General features: G+C 68.0%; 15 protein-coding genes. 13 read left to right on the plus strand and 2 right to left on the minus strand.

What is annotated here, in order from left to right; genetic code table 11:
• Positions 1-237: 237 nt before the first annotated feature.
• The 13 genes from IM760_RS11875 to IM760_RS11935 all read left to right on the plus strand — a co-directional run bounded on the left by IM760_RS11875 (position 238) and on the right by IM760_RS11935 (position 12,695).
• Entirely contained in the window at positions 238-1,209 is a 972-nt protein-coding gene (locus IM760_RS11875; protein WP_204429536.1) for an acetyl-CoA carboxylase carboxyltransferase subunit alpha, read from the plus strand.
• A gap of 15 nt (positions 1,210-1,224) precedes the next feature.
• On the plus strand, positions 1,225-2,598 hold the full coding sequence (tilS, locus tag IM760_RS11880; RefSeq protein WP_204429541.1) for a tRNA lysidine(34) synthetase TilS: 1,374 nt from the start codon (positions 1,225-1,227) through the stop codon (positions 2,596-2,598).
• A gap of 342 nt (positions 2,599-2,940) precedes the next feature.
• Positions 2,941-4,578: a CTP synthase gene (locus tag IM760_RS11885; protein ID WP_204429542.1), complete on the plus strand. Its 1,638-nt coding sequence runs from the start codon at positions 2,941-2,943 to the stop codon at positions 4,576-4,578.
• 18 nt (positions 4,579-4,596) lie between these two features.
• Positions 4,597-5,445, plus strand: a complete 849-nt coding sequence (kdsA, locus tag IM760_RS11890) for a 3-deoxy-8-phosphooctulonate synthase (protein ID WP_204429543.1) — start codon at positions 4,597-4,599, stop codon at positions 5,443-5,445.
• 24 nt (positions 5,446-5,469) lie between these two features.
• Positions 5,470-6,759, plus strand: coding sequence for a phosphopyruvate hydratase (gene eno, locus IM760_RS11895; protein ID WP_204429544.1), 1,290 nt, complete (start codon positions 5,470-5,472; stop codon positions 6,757-6,759).
• Between the two features lie 39 nt (positions 6,760-6,798).
• Complete coding sequence (locus tag IM760_RS11900; RefSeq protein ID WP_204429545.1) at positions 6,799-7,122, plus strand: FtsB family cell division protein; 324 nt, start codon at positions 6,799-6,801, stop codon at positions 7,120-7,122.
• Positions 7,100-7,831 (plus strand): 2-C-methyl-D-erythritol 4-phosphate cytidylyltransferase, encoded by a 732-nt coding sequence (ispD, locus tag IM760_RS11905; RefSeq protein ID WP_204429546.1) that lies wholly within the window; start codon positions 7,100-7,102, stop codon positions 7,829-7,831. Before IM760_RS11900 ends, ispD begins: the two co-directional genes overlap by 23 nt.
• On the plus strand, positions 7,813-8,313 hold the full coding sequence (gene ispF, locus IM760_RS11910) for a 2-C-methyl-D-erythritol 2,4-cyclodiphosphate synthase (RefSeq protein WP_204429547.1): 501 nt from the start codon (positions 7,813-7,815) through the stop codon (positions 8,311-8,313). The genes ispD and ispF overlap by 19 nt, the downstream gene beginning before the upstream one ends.
• Positions 8,314-8,327: 14 nt before the next feature.
• Positions 8,328-9,350, plus strand: a complete 1,023-nt coding sequence (gene truD / locus IM760_RS11915; RefSeq protein WP_204429548.1) for a tRNA pseudouridine(13) synthase TruD — start codon at positions 8,328-8,330, stop codon at positions 9,348-9,350.
• 67 nt (positions 9,351-9,417) lie between these two features.
• The gene (locus tag IM760_RS11920; protein WP_204429549.1) at positions 9,418-10,074 is read left to right on the plus strand and encodes a protein-L-isoaspartate(D-aspartate) O-methyltransferase; all 657 of its coding nucleotides are present in this window, start codon (positions 9,418-9,420) and stop codon (positions 10,072-10,074) included.
• Positions 10,071-10,988 carry a DUF368 domain-containing protein gene (locus IM760_RS11925; RefSeq protein WP_204429550.1) on the plus strand — a complete coding sequence of 306 codons (918 nt, stop codon included), beginning with the start codon at positions 10,071-10,073 and terminating at the stop codon, positions 10,986-10,988. The genes IM760_RS11920 and IM760_RS11925 overlap by 4 nt, the downstream gene beginning before the upstream one ends.
• Positions 10,989-11,022: 34 nt before the next feature.
• Positions 11,023-11,775, plus strand: coding sequence for a peptidoglycan DD-metalloendopeptidase family protein (locus tag IM760_RS11930; RefSeq protein WP_204429551.1), 753 nt, complete (start codon positions 11,023-11,025; stop codon positions 11,773-11,775).
• Positions 11,776-11,777: 2 nt separating this feature from the next.
• Positions 11,778-12,695: a cation diffusion facilitator family transporter gene (locus tag IM760_RS11935; protein ID WP_204429552.1), complete on the plus strand. Its 918-nt coding sequence runs from the start codon at positions 11,778-11,780 to the stop codon at positions 12,693-12,695.
• Between the two features lie 77 nt (positions 12,696-12,772).
• On the opposite strand, the gene IM760_RS11940 is transcribed toward IM760_RS11935, so the two are convergent.
• Positions 12,773-15,442, minus strand: a complete 2,670-nt coding sequence (locus IM760_RS11940) for an efflux RND transporter permease subunit (protein WP_204429553.1) — start codon at positions 15,440-15,442, stop codon at positions 12,773-12,775.
• Positions 15,443-15,509: 67 nt separating this feature from the next.
• Entirely contained in the window at positions 15,510-15,941 is a 432-nt protein-coding gene (locus tag IM760_RS11945) for an SRPBCC family protein (RefSeq protein ID WP_204429555.1), read from the minus strand.
• Positions 15,942-16,076: the final 135 nt, after the last annotated feature.

Consider the following 16,076-nt stretch of genomic DNA (forward strand, 5'->3'; position numbering starts at 1 on the left):
CCTTCCAGACCCAACCCATTGGGGGTTGAGTCCGGATAGGAGAGACGGTATCTACGGCGCCACGAGCAAACCGTAGGAGCGACTTCAGTCGCGATTGCCCAACGACACGTCGAATCGCGACCAGGCGGCTGGTCGCGATACGCCGGTAACAACTTGCAACCTAAGAAGCGGAAGCGTCCCTCGACGCTGTCCGGCGCTTGCGGCTACACTTGTCCGCACTATGGAAAGGGGTAGCACATGAATCCGAACTTCCTCGAATTTGAACAACCCATCGCCGATCTGGAAGCGAAAATCGAGGAACTGCGGCTGGTGGGCAGCGGCAGCGAGGTCAACATCTCCGAGGAGATCAGCAAACTCCAGGAGAAGAGCATCACGCTCACCGAAAACATCTTCGGTAATCTCAGCGCCTGGCAGATCTCCCAGTTGTCGCGGCATCCGAAACGGCCCTACACCCTGGATTACGTGCAGCGCCTGTTCGGCGGCTTCGACGAACTGCACGGGGATCGCAGCTTCGCGGACGACCCGGCCATCGTCGGCGGCATTGCCCGCCTGGACGATCGCCCGGTGATGGTGATCGGTCACCAGAAGGGCCGCGAGGTGAAAGAGAAAGTGCGCCGCAACTTCGGCATGCCCAAGCCGGAGGGCTACCGCAAGGCCCTGCGCCTGATGGAAATGGCCGAGCGCTTCAAAATGCCGGTGCTCACCTTTATCGATACCCCCGGGGCCTTCCCCGGTATCGACGCCGAGGAGCGCGGCCAGTCCGAGGCCATCGCCCGCAACCTGCGCGTGATGTCCCAGCTGAAAGTGCCGATCGTGGCCACGGTGATCGGCGAGGGCGGCTCCGGCGGCGCCCTGGCCATCGGCGTGTGCGACCATCTGCAGATGCTGGAATACGCCACCTATTCGGTGATCTCCCCGGAAGGCTGTGCCTCGATCCTGTGGCGCAGCGCCGACAAGGCGCCGGAAGCCGCGGAGGCGATGGGCGTGGACGCCGGCCGTCTGCACGAGCTGGGCATCGTCGATCAGGTCATCAAGGAACCCCTGGGCGGCGCCCACCGGGACTACGACCAGGCCGCCGATTCCGTGCGCCGGGCGCTGACCGAGCAGCTCAATCAACTGGGCGAGCTGCCGGTGGACGAACTGGTGGCGCGCCGCTATCAGCGTCTGATGAGCTACGGCAACGTGACCAGCGAACCGGTCGACGACTAGCGCCGACGTGCGCCCATGGCCCCCCGCCCCGACTTCTCCCTCGATACATTGACCCACGATCTGGCCCGGCGCGCCCCGCCCGGGCCGCTGTGGCTGGCCTTCAGCGGCGGCCTGGATTCCACCGTTCTGTTGCATCTGCTGGCGCGCGCCGGCCTGGGCGCGCGGCTCACCGTGGCCCATGTGGATCACGGCCTGCACCCGGACAGCGCCACCTGGGCCGACCATTGCCGCCGCCAGGCCACCGCCCTGGGGCTGGCGTTCCACGGTGAGCGGGTGGTGGTGGCGCGCGCCGGCGGCCTGGAAGCCGGCGCCCGCACCGCCCGCTACCAGGCCCTGGCCGCCCGCGCCGGCGGCGCCACCCTGATCACCGCCCACCATCGGGACGACCAGGCCGAGACCCTGCTGCTGCGGCTGCTGCGCGGCGCCGGCGTGGCCGGCCTGGCGGCCATCCGCGAGCACGGCGACTGGCGGGGCCTGCCGCTGTGGCGGCCGCTGTTGGCGGTGCCCCGGGAGGCCCTGAGGGCGCTGGCGGAGCAGGGCGGTTGGCCCTGGCTGGAGGACCCCAGCAACCGGGACCCGACGCTGGACCGCAATTATCTGCGCGCCACCGTGATGCCGGCGCTGGCGGCCCGCTGGCCGGCCGCCCCGGCGCAGCTGGCCCGGGCCGCCGCCCGCCAGGCGGAGGCCGCGGACCTGCTGGCGGAGCGCGCCGCCGAGGACGCCGCCGCCCTGGGCGCCGCGCCGGACCGGCTGCCGCTGACGGTGACCGCGCTGAGCGCGGCCCGCCGCCGTAATCTGTTGCGCTGGTGGCTGGTGGAGGCCGGGGCCGGCGCCCCCGGCCAGGCGCGGCTGGCGGAGATCGAGGCGCTGCTGGCGGCGCCGGCGGACCGGGCCGCCCGGGTGGAATGGGGCGGCTGGCAACTGCGCCGCTTCGCCGGCCAGCTGTACCTGTTGTCGCGGGCCGATCTGACGCCGCTGGACCGCGAGCGGGTCTGGCCGCCCGGCGCGGGGGCCCCGACGCTGGGGGGCTGGCGGCTGGTGCCGGCGCCGGACGGGGCGGGGAGCGTCGGCGAAACCGGCGCCCGCCCCACGGTCTGGCGGCCCCGGGACGCCGGCCCGCTGCGGCTGGTGCCGGCGGCGGGCGGCGAGCGGCTGTACCGCAATGGCTGCCACCAGCGGGTGTCGGAACTGTGGCGCGCCGCCGGCGTGCCGCCCTGGCGGCGGGCCCAGTGGCCGCTGGTCTACGAGGGCGACACCCTGCGGTGCGTGCCCGGGGTGGGCGTGGACGATGCCTGGCGGGGGCGGGCCTTGGAGACCTGGGCGTTGGTGGCGACCACCGGATCGCGACTGAAGTCGCTCCTACAGGGTCCCGCGTCGGGTCGCGACTGAAGTCGCTCCTACCGGTGCCATCTCCCCGGTAGGAGCGACTTCAGTCGCGATCCGGTGGTCGGGCCGGCGAACCACCTTGGTCGCCATCGCTCCGCCGTACCTTTTACACCGCCAGGCCATCATTCCGGTTCCCTGGGCGAACCCGTTCTGTTACCATTTCTTCCCATCCTGACGTCGCGCAAACCCCTGATATCAGAGGGGTTCCGGCCATCGACGGCCCGATCCAACGCATCCAGAACAAACAACCTTTGCCCAGCCTCCCGGGCAAGGGTATTTTTTTGGAGTGTGGTCGCGGGCTGCTCGGAGACGCGCGCGTTCAATCCATGAGCGACTGGTGGGTGCATGGCACGTTTTATTTTCGTCACCGGCGGGGTGGTGTCCTCTCTGGGCAAGGGCATTACCTCGGCGTCCCTCGCTTCCTTGCTGGAAGCCCGTGGCCTCAAGGTCACACTGATCAAAATGGATCCCTACATCAACGTGGACCCGGGCACCATGAGCCCGTACCAGCACGGTGAGGTGTTCGTCACCGAGGACGGCGCAGAAACCGACCTGGACCTGGGCCACTACGAGCGCTTTATCCGCACCCGGCTGAGCCGCCGCAACAGCTTCACCACCGGCCGCGTCTATCAGGACGTGCTGGACAAGGAGCGGCGCGGCGAATACCTGGGCGCCACCGTGCAGGTGATTCCGCACATCACCGACGAGATCAAGCTGAAGATCCAGCAAGGCGCCGGCGACGCCGACGTGGCGATCGTGGAAATCGGCGGCACCGCCGGCGACATCGAATCGCTGCCGTTCCTGGAAGCGGTGCGGCAGATGCGCGTGGAGCTGGGCTCCAGCCGCTCCCTGCTGGTGCACCTGACCCTGGTGCCGTACATCGCCTCCGCCGGCGAGATCAAGACCAAGCCCACCCAGCACTCGGTGAAGGAGCTGCGCTCCATCGGCCTGCAGCCGGACATGCTGGTTTGCCGGGCGGATCACCCGATTCCCCAGGGCGCCCGCGAGAAGATCGCGCTGTTCACCAATGTGGAAGCCCGCGCGGTGGTGTCCTGTCCGGACTCGAAAACCATCTACGCGGTGCCCCGCGTGCTCCACGAGCAGGGCATGGACGACATCATCGTCGAGAAATTCGGCCTGGATCTGCCCGCTCCGGACCTCACCGAATGGGACCGGGTGGTGGAAGCCCAGCTCAACCCCGAGCACGAAATCACCATTGGCATGGTGGGCAAGTACATCGATCTGGCGGACGCCTACAAGTCCCTGAACGAGGCGCTGATGCACGCCGGCATCGCCACCCGGGCCAAGGTCAATATCCGCTACATCGACGCCGAGGACATCGAACGCCACGGCACCGGTGAACTGAGCAAGGTGGACGCCATTCTGGTGCCCGGCGGTTTCGGCGACCGGGGCACCGAAGGCAAGATCGCCTCGATCCGCTTCGCCCGCGAGAACCGCGTGCCGTACCTGGGCATCTGCCTGGGCATGCAGCTGGCGGTGATCGAATACGCCCGCGACGTGGCCGGCATCAGCGATGCCCATTCCACCGAACTGAAGCCCGACACCCGCGACCCGGTGGTGGCGCTGATCACCGAGTGGACCCGTGAGGACGGCGCCAAGGAGCTGCGCTCGGAAGCCTCCGACCTGGGTGGTACCATGCGCCTGGGCGGCCAGGAATGCGTGCTTGAGGAAAACACCCTGGCGGCGCGCTGCTACGGCCAGACCCACATCATCGAGCGGCATCGTCACCGCTATGAAGTGAACAACAATTACCTGCCGCAACTGGAAGCGGCGGGCCTGCGCATCGCCGGTCGTTCCCACGACGGCGAGCTGGTGGAAGTGATCGAGGTGCCGGACCATCCGTGGTTCGTGGCCTGCCAGTTCCACCCGGAATTCACCTCCACGCCCCGGGACGGCCACGGCCTGTTCCGCGGCTATGTGGAAGCGGCGCTGGCGTCCCATCTGGCCGCCGGCAACGACTAACGGTAAAGGACCCCGCCGATGACGGATTCCATCACCCTGCGCCTGGGCGACCGGGCGTTCGGCAACGACCAGCCGCTGGCCCTGTTCGGCGGCATGAACGTTCTGGAATCCCGGGACATGGCCATGCGGGTGGCCGAGGCGTACGCCGAGGCCACCACCGCCCTGGACATGCCCTGGGTGTTCAAGGCCAGCTTCGACAAGGCCAACCGCTCCTCGCTGCACTCGTTCCGCGGGCCGGGCCTGGACGAGGGCCTGAAGATCTTCGAGGAGATCAAGGACACCTACGACTGCCCGATCATCACGGACGTGCACGAGCCTTACCAGGCGGCGCCGGTGGCCGAGGTGGCCGACATCATCCAGCTACCCGCCTTTCTGGCGCGGCAGACCGATCTGGTGGTGGCGATGGCGAAGACCGGCGCCATCATCAATATCAAGAAGCCCCAGTTCATCGCGCCCCACGAGATGAAGCACATCCTGCACAAGTGCGAGGAGGCCGGGAACGACCGGCTGATCCTGTGCGAGCGCGGCTCCTGTTTCGGCTACAACAACCTGGTGGTGGACATGCTCGGCTTCGGCATCATGAAGCAGTTCCGCTACCCGCTGTTTTTCGATGTGACCCACGCGCTGCAGATGCCCGGCGGCCGGTCCGACTCCGCCGGTGGCCGCCGCCAGCAGGTCGCCGAGCTGGCCCGCGCCGGCATCAGCCAGGGCATCGCCGGTCTGTTTCTGGAAGCCCACCCGGACCCGGACAACGCCAAGTGCGATGGCCCCTGCGCCCTGCGTCTGGACCGGCTGCAGCCATTCCTTGAACAAATGCAAACCCTGGATAATGCCGTCAAGGCGTTGCCCGCCTTCGACAATCACTGAGTTCGTATCTAGAGAGACCGACCCATGTCCAAAATCGTCGACGTCAAGGCCCGCGAGATTCTCGATTCCCGCGGCAACCCCACCATCGAAGCCGATGTGATCCTGGAGTCCGGCCACAGCGCCAGCGCCTGCGCCCCCAGCGGCGCCTCCACCGGTTCCCGGGAAGCGCTGGAACTGCGCGATGGCGACAAAAGCCGTTACCTGGGCAAGGGCGTGACCCGCGCGGTGGGCAACGTCAATTCCGAGATTCGTGAACTGCTGGTGGGCGTGGACGCCGCCGATCAGCGCGGCCTGGACCAGGCCATGATCGACGCCGACGGCACCGAGAACAAAGGCAACCTGGGCGCCAACGCGATCCTGGCGGTGTCCCTGGCCGCCGCCAAGGCGGAAGCCCTGGCCCAGGGCAAGCCGCTCTACGAATACATCTCCGACCTGCAGGACGACGACAACGAATACTCCCTGCCGGTGCCGATGATGAACATCATCAACGGCGGTGAGCACGCCGACAACAACGTGGACATCCAGGAGTTCATGATCCAGCCGGTGGGCGCGCCCACCGTGGCCGAGGCGATCCGCTACGGCGCCGAGGTGTTCCACGCGCTCAAGAGTGTGCTCAAGGCCCGTGGCCTGAACACCGCGGTGGGCGACGAGGGCGGCTTCGCCCCGGACCTGCCCAGCAACGAGGCGGCCCTGGAAGCGATCATGGAAGCCATCGACAAGGCGGGCTACAAGGCCGGTGACGACATCACCCTGGCCCTGGACTGCGCCTCCAGCGAGTTCTACAAGGACGGCCAGTACGTGCTGGCCGGCGAGAACCGCAGCATGGACTCCGCCGGCTTCGCCGATTACCTGGCCGAGCTGTGCGACCGCTACCCGATCATCTCCATCGAGGACGGCATGGACGAGTCCGACTGGGACGGCTGGAAGATCCTCACCGAGAAGCTCGGCGACAAGGTGCAGCTGGTGGGCGACGACCTGTTCGTGACCAACACCAAGATCCTCAAGCGCGGCATCGACGAGAAAGTGGCCAACTCGATCCTGATCAAGTTCAACCAGATCGGTTCCCTGTCGGAAACCCTGGACGCCATCAAGATGGCCAAGGACGCTGGCTACACGGCGGTGATCTCCCACCGCAGCGGCGAAACCGCCGACACCACCATCGCCGATCTGGCGGTGGCCACCGCCGCCGGCCAGATCAAAACCGGCTCCCTGTGCCGCTCCGACCGGGTCGCCAAGTACAACCGCCTGATCCGCATCGAGGAGGAACTGGGACGTGCCGCTTACAACGGCCGCAAAGAATTCCGGTTCCTGTAATCCCTTGAAGGCCGGTCTGCCGACGGTCGGGGAGGGCGCGTGAAGCTTTCCCCGGCCCGCCAGGTGGTGCTCGCCGTGCTGGCCCTGCTGCTGCTGGGGCTGCAGGCGCGGCTATGGTTCGGCGAAGGCAGCCTGCGGCACGTGGCGAGCCTGAAAAAGCAGGTCGAGACCCTGACCGGCGAGAACGCGGAACTGGCCGAGCGCAACCGGCTGATGGCCGCCGACGTGCGCGACCTGAAGGAAGGCACCGAAGCGGTGGAGGAAATCGCCCGCAAGGATCTCGGCATGATCCGCGACGGCGAAACCTTTTTCCTGATCGTGGAACCCGGGGACCGTGCCAGTGACGCCCAGCAAGACCCTTAACAGACCGCTCTACGCGGTGGTGCCCGCCGCCGGCGTCGGCGCGCGCATGGGCGCCGGCCTGCCCAAGCAGTACCTGAGCCTGGACGGCCGGACCGTGGCCGAGCACACCGTCACCCGGCTGCTGGCGTTCGCGCCGATCCGCCGGGTGGTGGTGGCGGTGGCCGAGGGCGACCCCTGGTGGCCGCAGTTGAGCGTGGCACGCCATCGGCGGGTGCGCTCGGTGGCCGGTGGCGCCAGCCGCGCCGACTCGGTGCGCGCCGGGGTGCGGGCGGTGTTGGACGAGGACGCCGACGCCTGGGTACTGGTGCACGACATGGCGCGGCCGCTGGTGCGGCTGTCCGATGTGCAGTCGCTGGTGTCCCGGGGCGCGGAAAGCGACGACGGCGCCATCCTGGCGCGGCCGGTCACCGACACCATCAAGCGCGCCGACGCTGGCAACCGCATCGACGCCACCCTGGACCGGCGCCACATCTGGCGGGCGCTGACCCCGCAGCTGTTCCCCGCCCGGGCGTTGTACGACGCCCTGGCCGGCGACCTGTCCGCGATCACCGACGAGGCCTCCGCCCTGGAGGCCGCCGGCCGGCATCCGGCGCTGGTGGAAGGCCGCGCCGACAACATCAAGATCACCCTGCCGGAGGACCTGGCGCTGGCGCGCTTCTACCTCGCGGCCCAGGAAGAGGAGGGGCTGGCATGGCGACCCCTGGCCTAGATTCCCTGCGCATCGGCAACGGCTTCGACGTGCACGCCTTCGACGACCAGGGCGACCATGTGATGCTGGGCGGCGTGCGCATCCCCCATTCGCGTGGGCTCAAGGCCCATTCCGACGGCGACGTGGCGCTGCACGCGCTCACCGACGCGCTGCTCGGCGCCCTGGCCCTGGGCGACATCGGCCATTACTTTCCCGACACCGACCCGCAGTGGCGGGGCGCGGATTCCGGCAAACTGCTGGCCCGGGTGATGCAGGACATCCACGGCGCCGGCTGGCGGGTGGGCAACGTGGACCTGACGGTGATCTGCCAGGCGCCCAAGCTGGCGCCACACCTGGACGCCATGCGCGACCGCATCGCCGGTCTCTTGGGTTGCCACCGGGACCGGGTGTCGGTGAAGGCCACCACCACCGAGAAGCTGGGCTTCACCGGTCGGGGCGAGGGCATCGCCGTGCAGGCGTCGGCGCTGTTATGGAAAGAATAGGTGGGGAAGGCACGATGACCGACACGCCGCCGGCCACGCCGGCCGCCCACGGCGGCCCCGCCGGCAGCGCCCTGCTGCGGGTGGAGGCGGCGGACTTCCGCGTCGACGAGATCATGACGGTGGTGCCCGACGGCGAGGGCGAGCACCTCTGGGTGGACATCGAGAAGACCCACTGGAACACCGAGGACGTGGCCCTGTGGCTGGCCAAACAGGCCGGCGTGCACCGGCTGGCGGTGGGCTACAGTGGCCTCAAGGACCGCCGCGCCGTGACCCGGCAATGGTTCAGCCTGCACCTGCCGGGCAAGCCGGACCCGGACTTCGAGGCCGCCGAGGGGCTGGTGATCCACCAGGCCGTGCGCCACCGCCGCAAGCTCAACCGGGGCACCCACCGGGGCAACGCCTTCCAGCTGCGCCTGCACCGGGTGGAGGCGGACCGGGACCGGCTGGCGGCGACACTGGCGGCGGTGGCCGGGCAGGGCGTGCCCAACTATTTCGGCGAGCAGCGCTTCGGTCGCGACGGCGCCAACTGGACCCGGGGCCGGGCCTGGCTGCTGGGCGGCGAGGCGCCGCGCAAGCGCACGCTGCGCAACTTCTGGCTGTCGGCGGTGCGCTCCGGCCTGTTCAACGCGGTGCTGGCCGAGCGCGTCCGCGACGGCGTCTGGAACCGGCTGCTGGAAGGCGACCTGCTGCGCCCGGACGGCAGCCGTGGCCTGTTCGCCGCCGGCGAGGACGACACCGCGGCGGCCCGGGTGGCCGCCGGCGAGGTCCACCCCACCGCCCCTTTGCCGGGACGGTCGGGCATGGCATCATCGGCGGCTTGTCAGCGTTTGGAACAGCGGGTGCTGGCGTCCCACGAGGCGCTGATCGCGGCCCTGGCGGAGCTGGGCCTGGACGCGGAGCGGCGCGTCACGCGCCTGGCGGTGACCGGGCTGGAATGGGACTGGGCCGGTGATACGCTGGAGCTGGCTCTGCGGTTGCCCACCGGCGCCTTCGCCACCTCGGTACTGGCGGAGTTGTTGACCACGACCACACCTTGAATCAAACAATCAATTCGGCGGGGGCCGGAGAGCGGACGGGAACCGGATGGGGGATCCAGCAACGGACATGGACACGGAATTGCGCGGCATCGGCATGACATCGGCGAGAACCCGGGAGCGGCTTATCAACCGCCTGCGGGACGTGGGCATCGCGGACGAGCGGGTGCTGGAGGTGATCCGCACCACGCCGCGCCATTACTTTATCGACGAGGCGCTGGCCCATCAGGCCTACGACGACACCGCCCTGCCCATCGGCCATGGCCAGACCATCTCCCAGCCCTGGGTGGTGGCGCGCATGACCGAACTGCTGATCGCCGAGCGGGTACCGGACAAGGTGCTGGAAATCGGCACCGGCTGCGGCTACCAGACCGCGGTGCTGGCGGCGCTGTGCCCGCAGGTGTACTCGGTGGAGCGCATTCGGCCGCTGCAGGATCAGGCGCGTCAGCGGCTGATCAGCCTGGGCCTGGCGCGGGTGCAGTTGAAGCACGCGGACGGCGGCTTCGGCTGGAAGGCGGCGGCGCCCTTCGACGGCATTCTGGTGGCCTGCGCCCGCCCGGAGATTCCCCGCGAGTTGCTCGACCAGCTGGCCGACGGCGGCCGTCTGGTGATGCCGGTGGGGGACCGCACCCAGCATCTCACCGTGGTGGACCGCCAGGGTGACGAGATTCGTACCCGGCAGCTGGACGCGGTGCGCTTCGTGCCGTTCCAGCGGGGCGTGCAATGAGTTTTCGGCCCGGGGTGTTCCTGCGCGGCCTGGCCATGGGCGCCGCCGATGTGGTGCCCGGCGTGTCCGGCGGTACCCTCGCCCTGATCACCGGCATCTACGAAGAACTGATCGATACCCTGGGCGGCATCGGCCCCGGCTTGCTGGGCGTGTGGCGCCGCCAGGGCTTCGCCGCCTTCTGGCGGGCCGGCAATTTTACCTTCCTTTTCACTCTGCTGGCGGGGATTCTCACCAGCATCGCGCTGCTGGCGCGGCTGATGACCTGGCTGCTGGAACACCATCCGGTGCCGGTGTGGGCGTTCTTCTGCGGGCTGATCCTGGCCAGCATTTTCCTGGTGCTGGCGCCGCTGAAAAAACGTGGCCCGCCACAATGGCTGGCCTTCGCCGCCGGCACCGGCGCGGCGGTGGCGATCAGTCTGGCGCCGGGGCTCACCGCCTTCGGCGTGTCGCCGCTGATCTTTTTCCTGGGCGGCGCGGTGGCCATCTGCGCCATGATCCTGCCCGGCATCTCCGGCAGTTTTATCCTGTTATTGCTGGGTTTATACCCGTCGGTGCTGGCCGCCGTGGACGCCGGTGACGCACCGCTGCTGCTCAGTTTCATGGCCGGCTGCGCCCTCGGCCTGCTGGCGTTCGTGCGGCTTTTGAAGTGGCTGCTGCACCATTACCACGACACCATGATGGCGCTGCTCGGCGGCTTCATGGCCGGTTCGCTGGTGAAGCTGTGGCCCTGGCGGTTGCCCCTGGACCAGGGCGTGGCGGAGCGCTGGCTGTGGCCGGCGGACTATGCCCGCGCCACCGACGGCGCCAGCCATCTGGGGCTGGCGCTGACCATGATGGCGGTGGGGCTGGCTCTGGTGTGGCTACTTTCCTTTGCCGCGCCCGTGCATAATGAGGCGACCCCAACGGACGAGTAGTCTTTTGCGTGTTTGTCTTGTCACATTCTTGTTGATGACCCTGACCGGTTGCGCGGTGAGCAGCCCGCCGCCGGTGGTGGACATCTACCAGCAGGACCAGCGCGCCGGCAAGGTGACCTCCGGCAGCCACCGGGTGCAGCGCGGCGAGACCCTTTATTCCATCGCCTGGCGCTACGGCTGGGACTACCGCTCCCTGGCCCGGGCCAACAACATCGGCGCGCCGTACACCATCTACCCCGGTCAGGTGATTTCGTTCGCCGGCGGCAGTCCCCGGGAGACCACCCCGGAACGGCCCGCCGCCTCCACCCCGTCCCGCACCGCCTCGTCCGCCGGGTCGTCCTCGTCCACCGCCTCCACCCCCACGCCGGCGCCGCCGCCGCCACCGAAATCCAGCAGCCCGTCGGCCACCGGCCCGGTGAACTGGCAGTGGCCGGCCAACGGCGAACTGCTGGAGCGCTATTCCAGCGCCGCCGGCGGCCGCCGTGGCATCGCCATCGGTGGCCGCGAGGGCAGCCCGGTGGTGGCCGCCGCCGGTGGCCGGGTGGTGTACCGGGGCAGCGGCCTGACCGGCTACGGCAACCTGCTGATCATCAAGCACAACGACCGCTGGCTGAGCGCCTACGCGCACAATAAAAAGCTGCTGGTGAAGGAAGGCGACCGGGTGGACGCCGGCCAGGAGATCGCCACCATGGGCGCCAGCGGCACCCTGCACACCCAGCTGCATTTCGAGATTCGCAAGGACGGTCAGCCGGTGGACCCGCTGGCCCTGCTGCCGAGGAAATCCTGACCATGCAAGAACCGCTGGACGAACATCAGGCCCGCCGTCTGCTGACCCTGGCCGCCAGTGCCTCGGTGGCCACCGCGCTGATACTGATCGCGGTGAAAAGCGTGGCCTGGGTGCTCACCGGTTCGGTGAGCCTGCTGGCCTCGCTGATCGATTCGATCATGGATTCCCTGGCCTCGCTGGTGAACTTCGCGGCGATCCGCTATTCCCTGGTGCCGCCGGACGACGAGCACCGCTTCGGCCACGGCAAGGCCGAGGCCCTGGCCGGGCTGGGGCAGTCCCTGCTGATCGCCGGCTCGGCGCTGTACCTGCTGCGCGAGGCGGTGCTCAAGCTGCTCGACCCGCGGCCCCTGGAGGCCACCGGCCTGGGTATCGGCGTGATGGTGTTCTCCATCGTGCTCACCGCGCTGCTGCTGGTGGTGCAGAAATACGTGGTGCGCCGCACCGGCTCCACCGCCATCGACGCGGACTCATTGCACTATCTGTCGGATCTGGCGGTCAACGCCGGCATTATCGTGGCGCTGGTGCTGAGCGGTTTCGGCTTTATCGAGGCGGACGGTCTGGTGGGGCTGGTGATCGCCCTCTACATTTTCTATTCCGCCTGGAAGATCGGCTGGGACGCGGTGCAGCTGCTGCTCGACCGGGAGCTGCCCGGCGAGGTGCGCGACGTGATTGGCGCGGTGGTGGCGGAGCATCCCCAGGCGTTGGGTTTCCATGATCTGCGCACGCGCCAGTCCGGGCGCACCCAGTTCATTCAGCTGCACGTGGACATGGACGAGCGGCTGTCGCTGCGCGAGGCTCACGATCTGGGTGAGCGCATCCGCGCCGGCATCGTCGCCCATTATCCGGCGGCGGAGGTGATCATCCACCACGACCCGGTGCCGAACCCGCCGCACGTTTCCGTTGATCCTGATCGCGGCTGAAGCCGCTCCTACCGCATCCTGGAGCCGTTGTAGGAGCGGCCGGGCGGCGTACCGCTTCAGTCGCGATCAACCGCGCATCAAGCCGCCTCCCGGGCGGCGCGCAGTTTCGGCTTCACGGTGATCAGCAACGCCGGCAGCAGCGTCAGGTTGCTGAGCAGCGCCACCAGCATCGCCAGCCCCGTCAGCAACCCGAAGTAGACCGTCGGATTGAAGTTGGAGAACGCCAGGATCGAGAACCCGGCGATGATCACCAGCGAGGTGTAGTACATGGCCTTGCCGATGGAAGCATGGCAGCGGCGCATGGTGGCGGCGTAGTCCCGGTCCCGGGGCCACTCCTCATGAAAACGGTGCACATAGTGGATGGTGTCGTCCACGGCGATGCCGATGGTGATGGCGGTGATGGTGATGGTCATCAGATCCAGCGGCAGACCGATCCAGCCCATCAGCCCCAGCACCGTGGCCGCGCTCACCAGGCTCGGCACCATGCTGATCAGCGCCACCGGCAGCGACCGGAACAGCAACAGCAGCATCACCAGGATAGCCACGAATACGTAACCCAGCGTCTTGATCTGGGAGTCGAACAGGCTCTGCAGCATGTTGTTGTAGAGCACCATGGCGCCGGTCAGATGCACCTGCTCCGGTTGCAGATCGAACTTCGCCACCAGATCGTCGTTGATCTTGTCCAGCAGGTCGTTGCGGTTCAGGCCCGGGTAGGAATCCACCACCCGCACGCTGATGCGGATCTGCCGGCCGTCGTCGGACAGGTAGGGGCGCACCAGCTGGCTGCGCAGATCGTCGGGAATGAAACTGGCCAGCAGCATCAGCTGCACATAGCTGAGCGGACCCTCGTTGATCTTCTTGGCCACCTCGTAGGTGGTGGCGATGGACAGCACCTTGCCGGTTTCCGGCAGGGACTTCAGATAGCTCTCGATCTCGCTGATGCGGTCCAGGCGCTGCGGCGTGTACCAATAGGCCCCCTGCAGGTCCGGGCCGCGATCCCCGGCGTCCGTGTCGTCGCCCGGGGCGCTGCTGGCGAACGGGTCCTCGCCGCCGCCGAAATCGTCTCCGGAGCCGGCGGCCTCGGCGAACGGGTCCTGCTCCACGGCGCCGAAGCCGTCGCCGCCGCTATTGCCGGCGGGGGCGTCGAAGGGGTCCGCTTCCACCCGGGCGAAGCCGTCGGACTCACCGGCACCGGAGCCGGCGGCGGAGGGCTTGGCCCGGGTGTCGCGCGGCGGTGCGTCGATGACGATGTCCAGGGGCGTGGTGCCGCCCAGTTTGCGGTCGATCTGCAGCATGCCCTGGTAGATTTCCGTGTCTTTCTGGAAATAGTCGATAAAGCGGTTTTCCACGGTGAGCCGGGTCATGCCCCACAGGGCGGCGGCCAGCCCGACCACGGTGAGCAGCAACAGGGCGGCGCGGTGGCGCTCGGTGAAGCCGGCGAACCCCAGCGTCACCTGCCGGGTCAGGTCACGGCCCTGGCGGGGCTGGCCCGGCGAGAGCCGGGCGAGCAGGGCGGGAAACACCAGAAAGCAGGTCACCAGGGCCACGCCCAGGCCCAGGGTCATCATCCAGCCGAAATCGATCACCGGGCGGATATCGCTGATCACCAGGGAGGAGAAGCCCACCATGGTGGTGAGGATCATGTAGACGCTGGGGCGCATCATGTGGGCGGCGGTTTCGCGCAGCAGCCAGGCCTGGGTGGCGCCCGGGTTTTCCTCGTGCAGCTCCCGGTAGCGCACGGTCAGGTGGATGGTGATCGACATGGTGATGATCAGAAGCAGCGACAGATAGTTGCTGCTGATCACGGTGACCTTCCAATCCATGAAACCGAGCCAGCCGGTGACCACCAGGGCGGTGACCGCGCAGCAGGCCAGCGGCACCACCACCCAGCGCGGCCGCCGGAAAATCAGGAACAGGGTGAGAATCAGAAACAGCAGGACGCCCAGCCCGAAGATTTCCAGGTCGGACTGGATAAAGCCGATCATGTCCGAGGCGATCATCGGTACGCCGCCCAGGAACAGCTGGGCCCGGTCCCGGTAGCCGTCCATGATGCCGCGGATGGTTTCGATGCGCTGGCTGGTGCGCGTCTGCACCTGGCTGTTGTAGTCGCTGAAGGTGGCCGCCACCCGCTCCAGTTCCTCCGCCTCGGCGTCGCTCAGCTCGCCCTGGCGCTCTTTCTCGCGCAGGGCGTTGCGGCGGTTGAGCAGCTCGAAGAACCGCTCGTCGCGCTGGAAGGTGATCAGCATGGCGGTGGTGCGGCCGTCGTCGCTGACCAGCAAATCCTCGTACAGCGGGTTCTCGTCGGTGAACTCCCGCTCCGCCAGGCTCAGGTCCACATCGCCGTCCAGCAGGGTGCGGTAGCCCTCGGACAGATCGGTGAATTCCACCTTGGGGCTGAACAGCAGCGGCACGTCCAGCAGGCTGTACACCGAGGCCACCTGATCCACGCCCTTCAGTTCGTTCTGCAATTGCTCCAGACGGTTCAGAGTGTCGCACTGGAACAGGGGCGCGTCCTTGGGCGTGTAGGTGACCACCAGGAAATCGCTGCCGCCGTACTGCTTGGCGATGCCCCGGTAGTATTCCAGCGCCTGATCGTTTTCCAGGGTCAGGGATTCCGCGGACGCGTCCAGCTTGAAGTGACGGGCCTGCCAGGCGGCGGTGCCGCACACCAGTGCCACCACCAGCAGCCAGAAAACGGGGTGGCGCAGCACCAGGGCGCAATAGGCGCGGAACAGTCTGGACATCATTGGGATTCCCCCTGGTGCTTGAAGTGAGTGCTTAAAGTGAGTGCTTGAATGGGTGCCGTGGAAGAGGCTAGAACATGGCCGCGAATTCGGCGGCGAAGCGCTGGTCGAAGCGGTGAATCAGGCGACCGGCGGGCAGCGTCAGCAAGGTCAGCAGGCCCTCGGACCACTCTTCCTGGTGCACCCGGCAACCGCCGGCGCCGTCGTCGAGAAAGGTGAAGCGGTGGATCAGCCGGGCCATGGGCAGATCCAGGCCCCAGGCGATGCATTCGTTTTCGCGGTACTCGTGCACCCGGACCACCACCGGCGCCGGCGGCAGCCGGGGCAGATCGGCGACGAACAGCAGGGCGGCGCCCGGGCGCCACTGGCCGCCGAACAGCCGTGCATGGCGCACCACCGAACACCAGTCGGACCAGTCCTGAACCTGGCTGAACAGGGAAAACGCCTGGCGGGGGGAAGCGCGGGTGCCGGTCACTTCGTCGATGAAGTAGCGTTTAAGCATAACGTCCTCGTCCTTCGTGGCTTCCAAGAGTACCGATCCTGTTTGCCGGTCACCAGCGGCTTGTACCGGGGCGCTTGACCGGTGCGACGGTCGCGGCGAATCTCGGGGTCAATGCAGGCGTGGTGCCATCATCGT

The organism is Alloalcanivorax marinus (assembly GCF_016906305.1).
GTDB lineage: Bacteria > Pseudomonadota > Gammaproteobacteria > Pseudomonadales > Alcanivoracaceae > Alloalcanivorax > Alloalcanivorax marinus.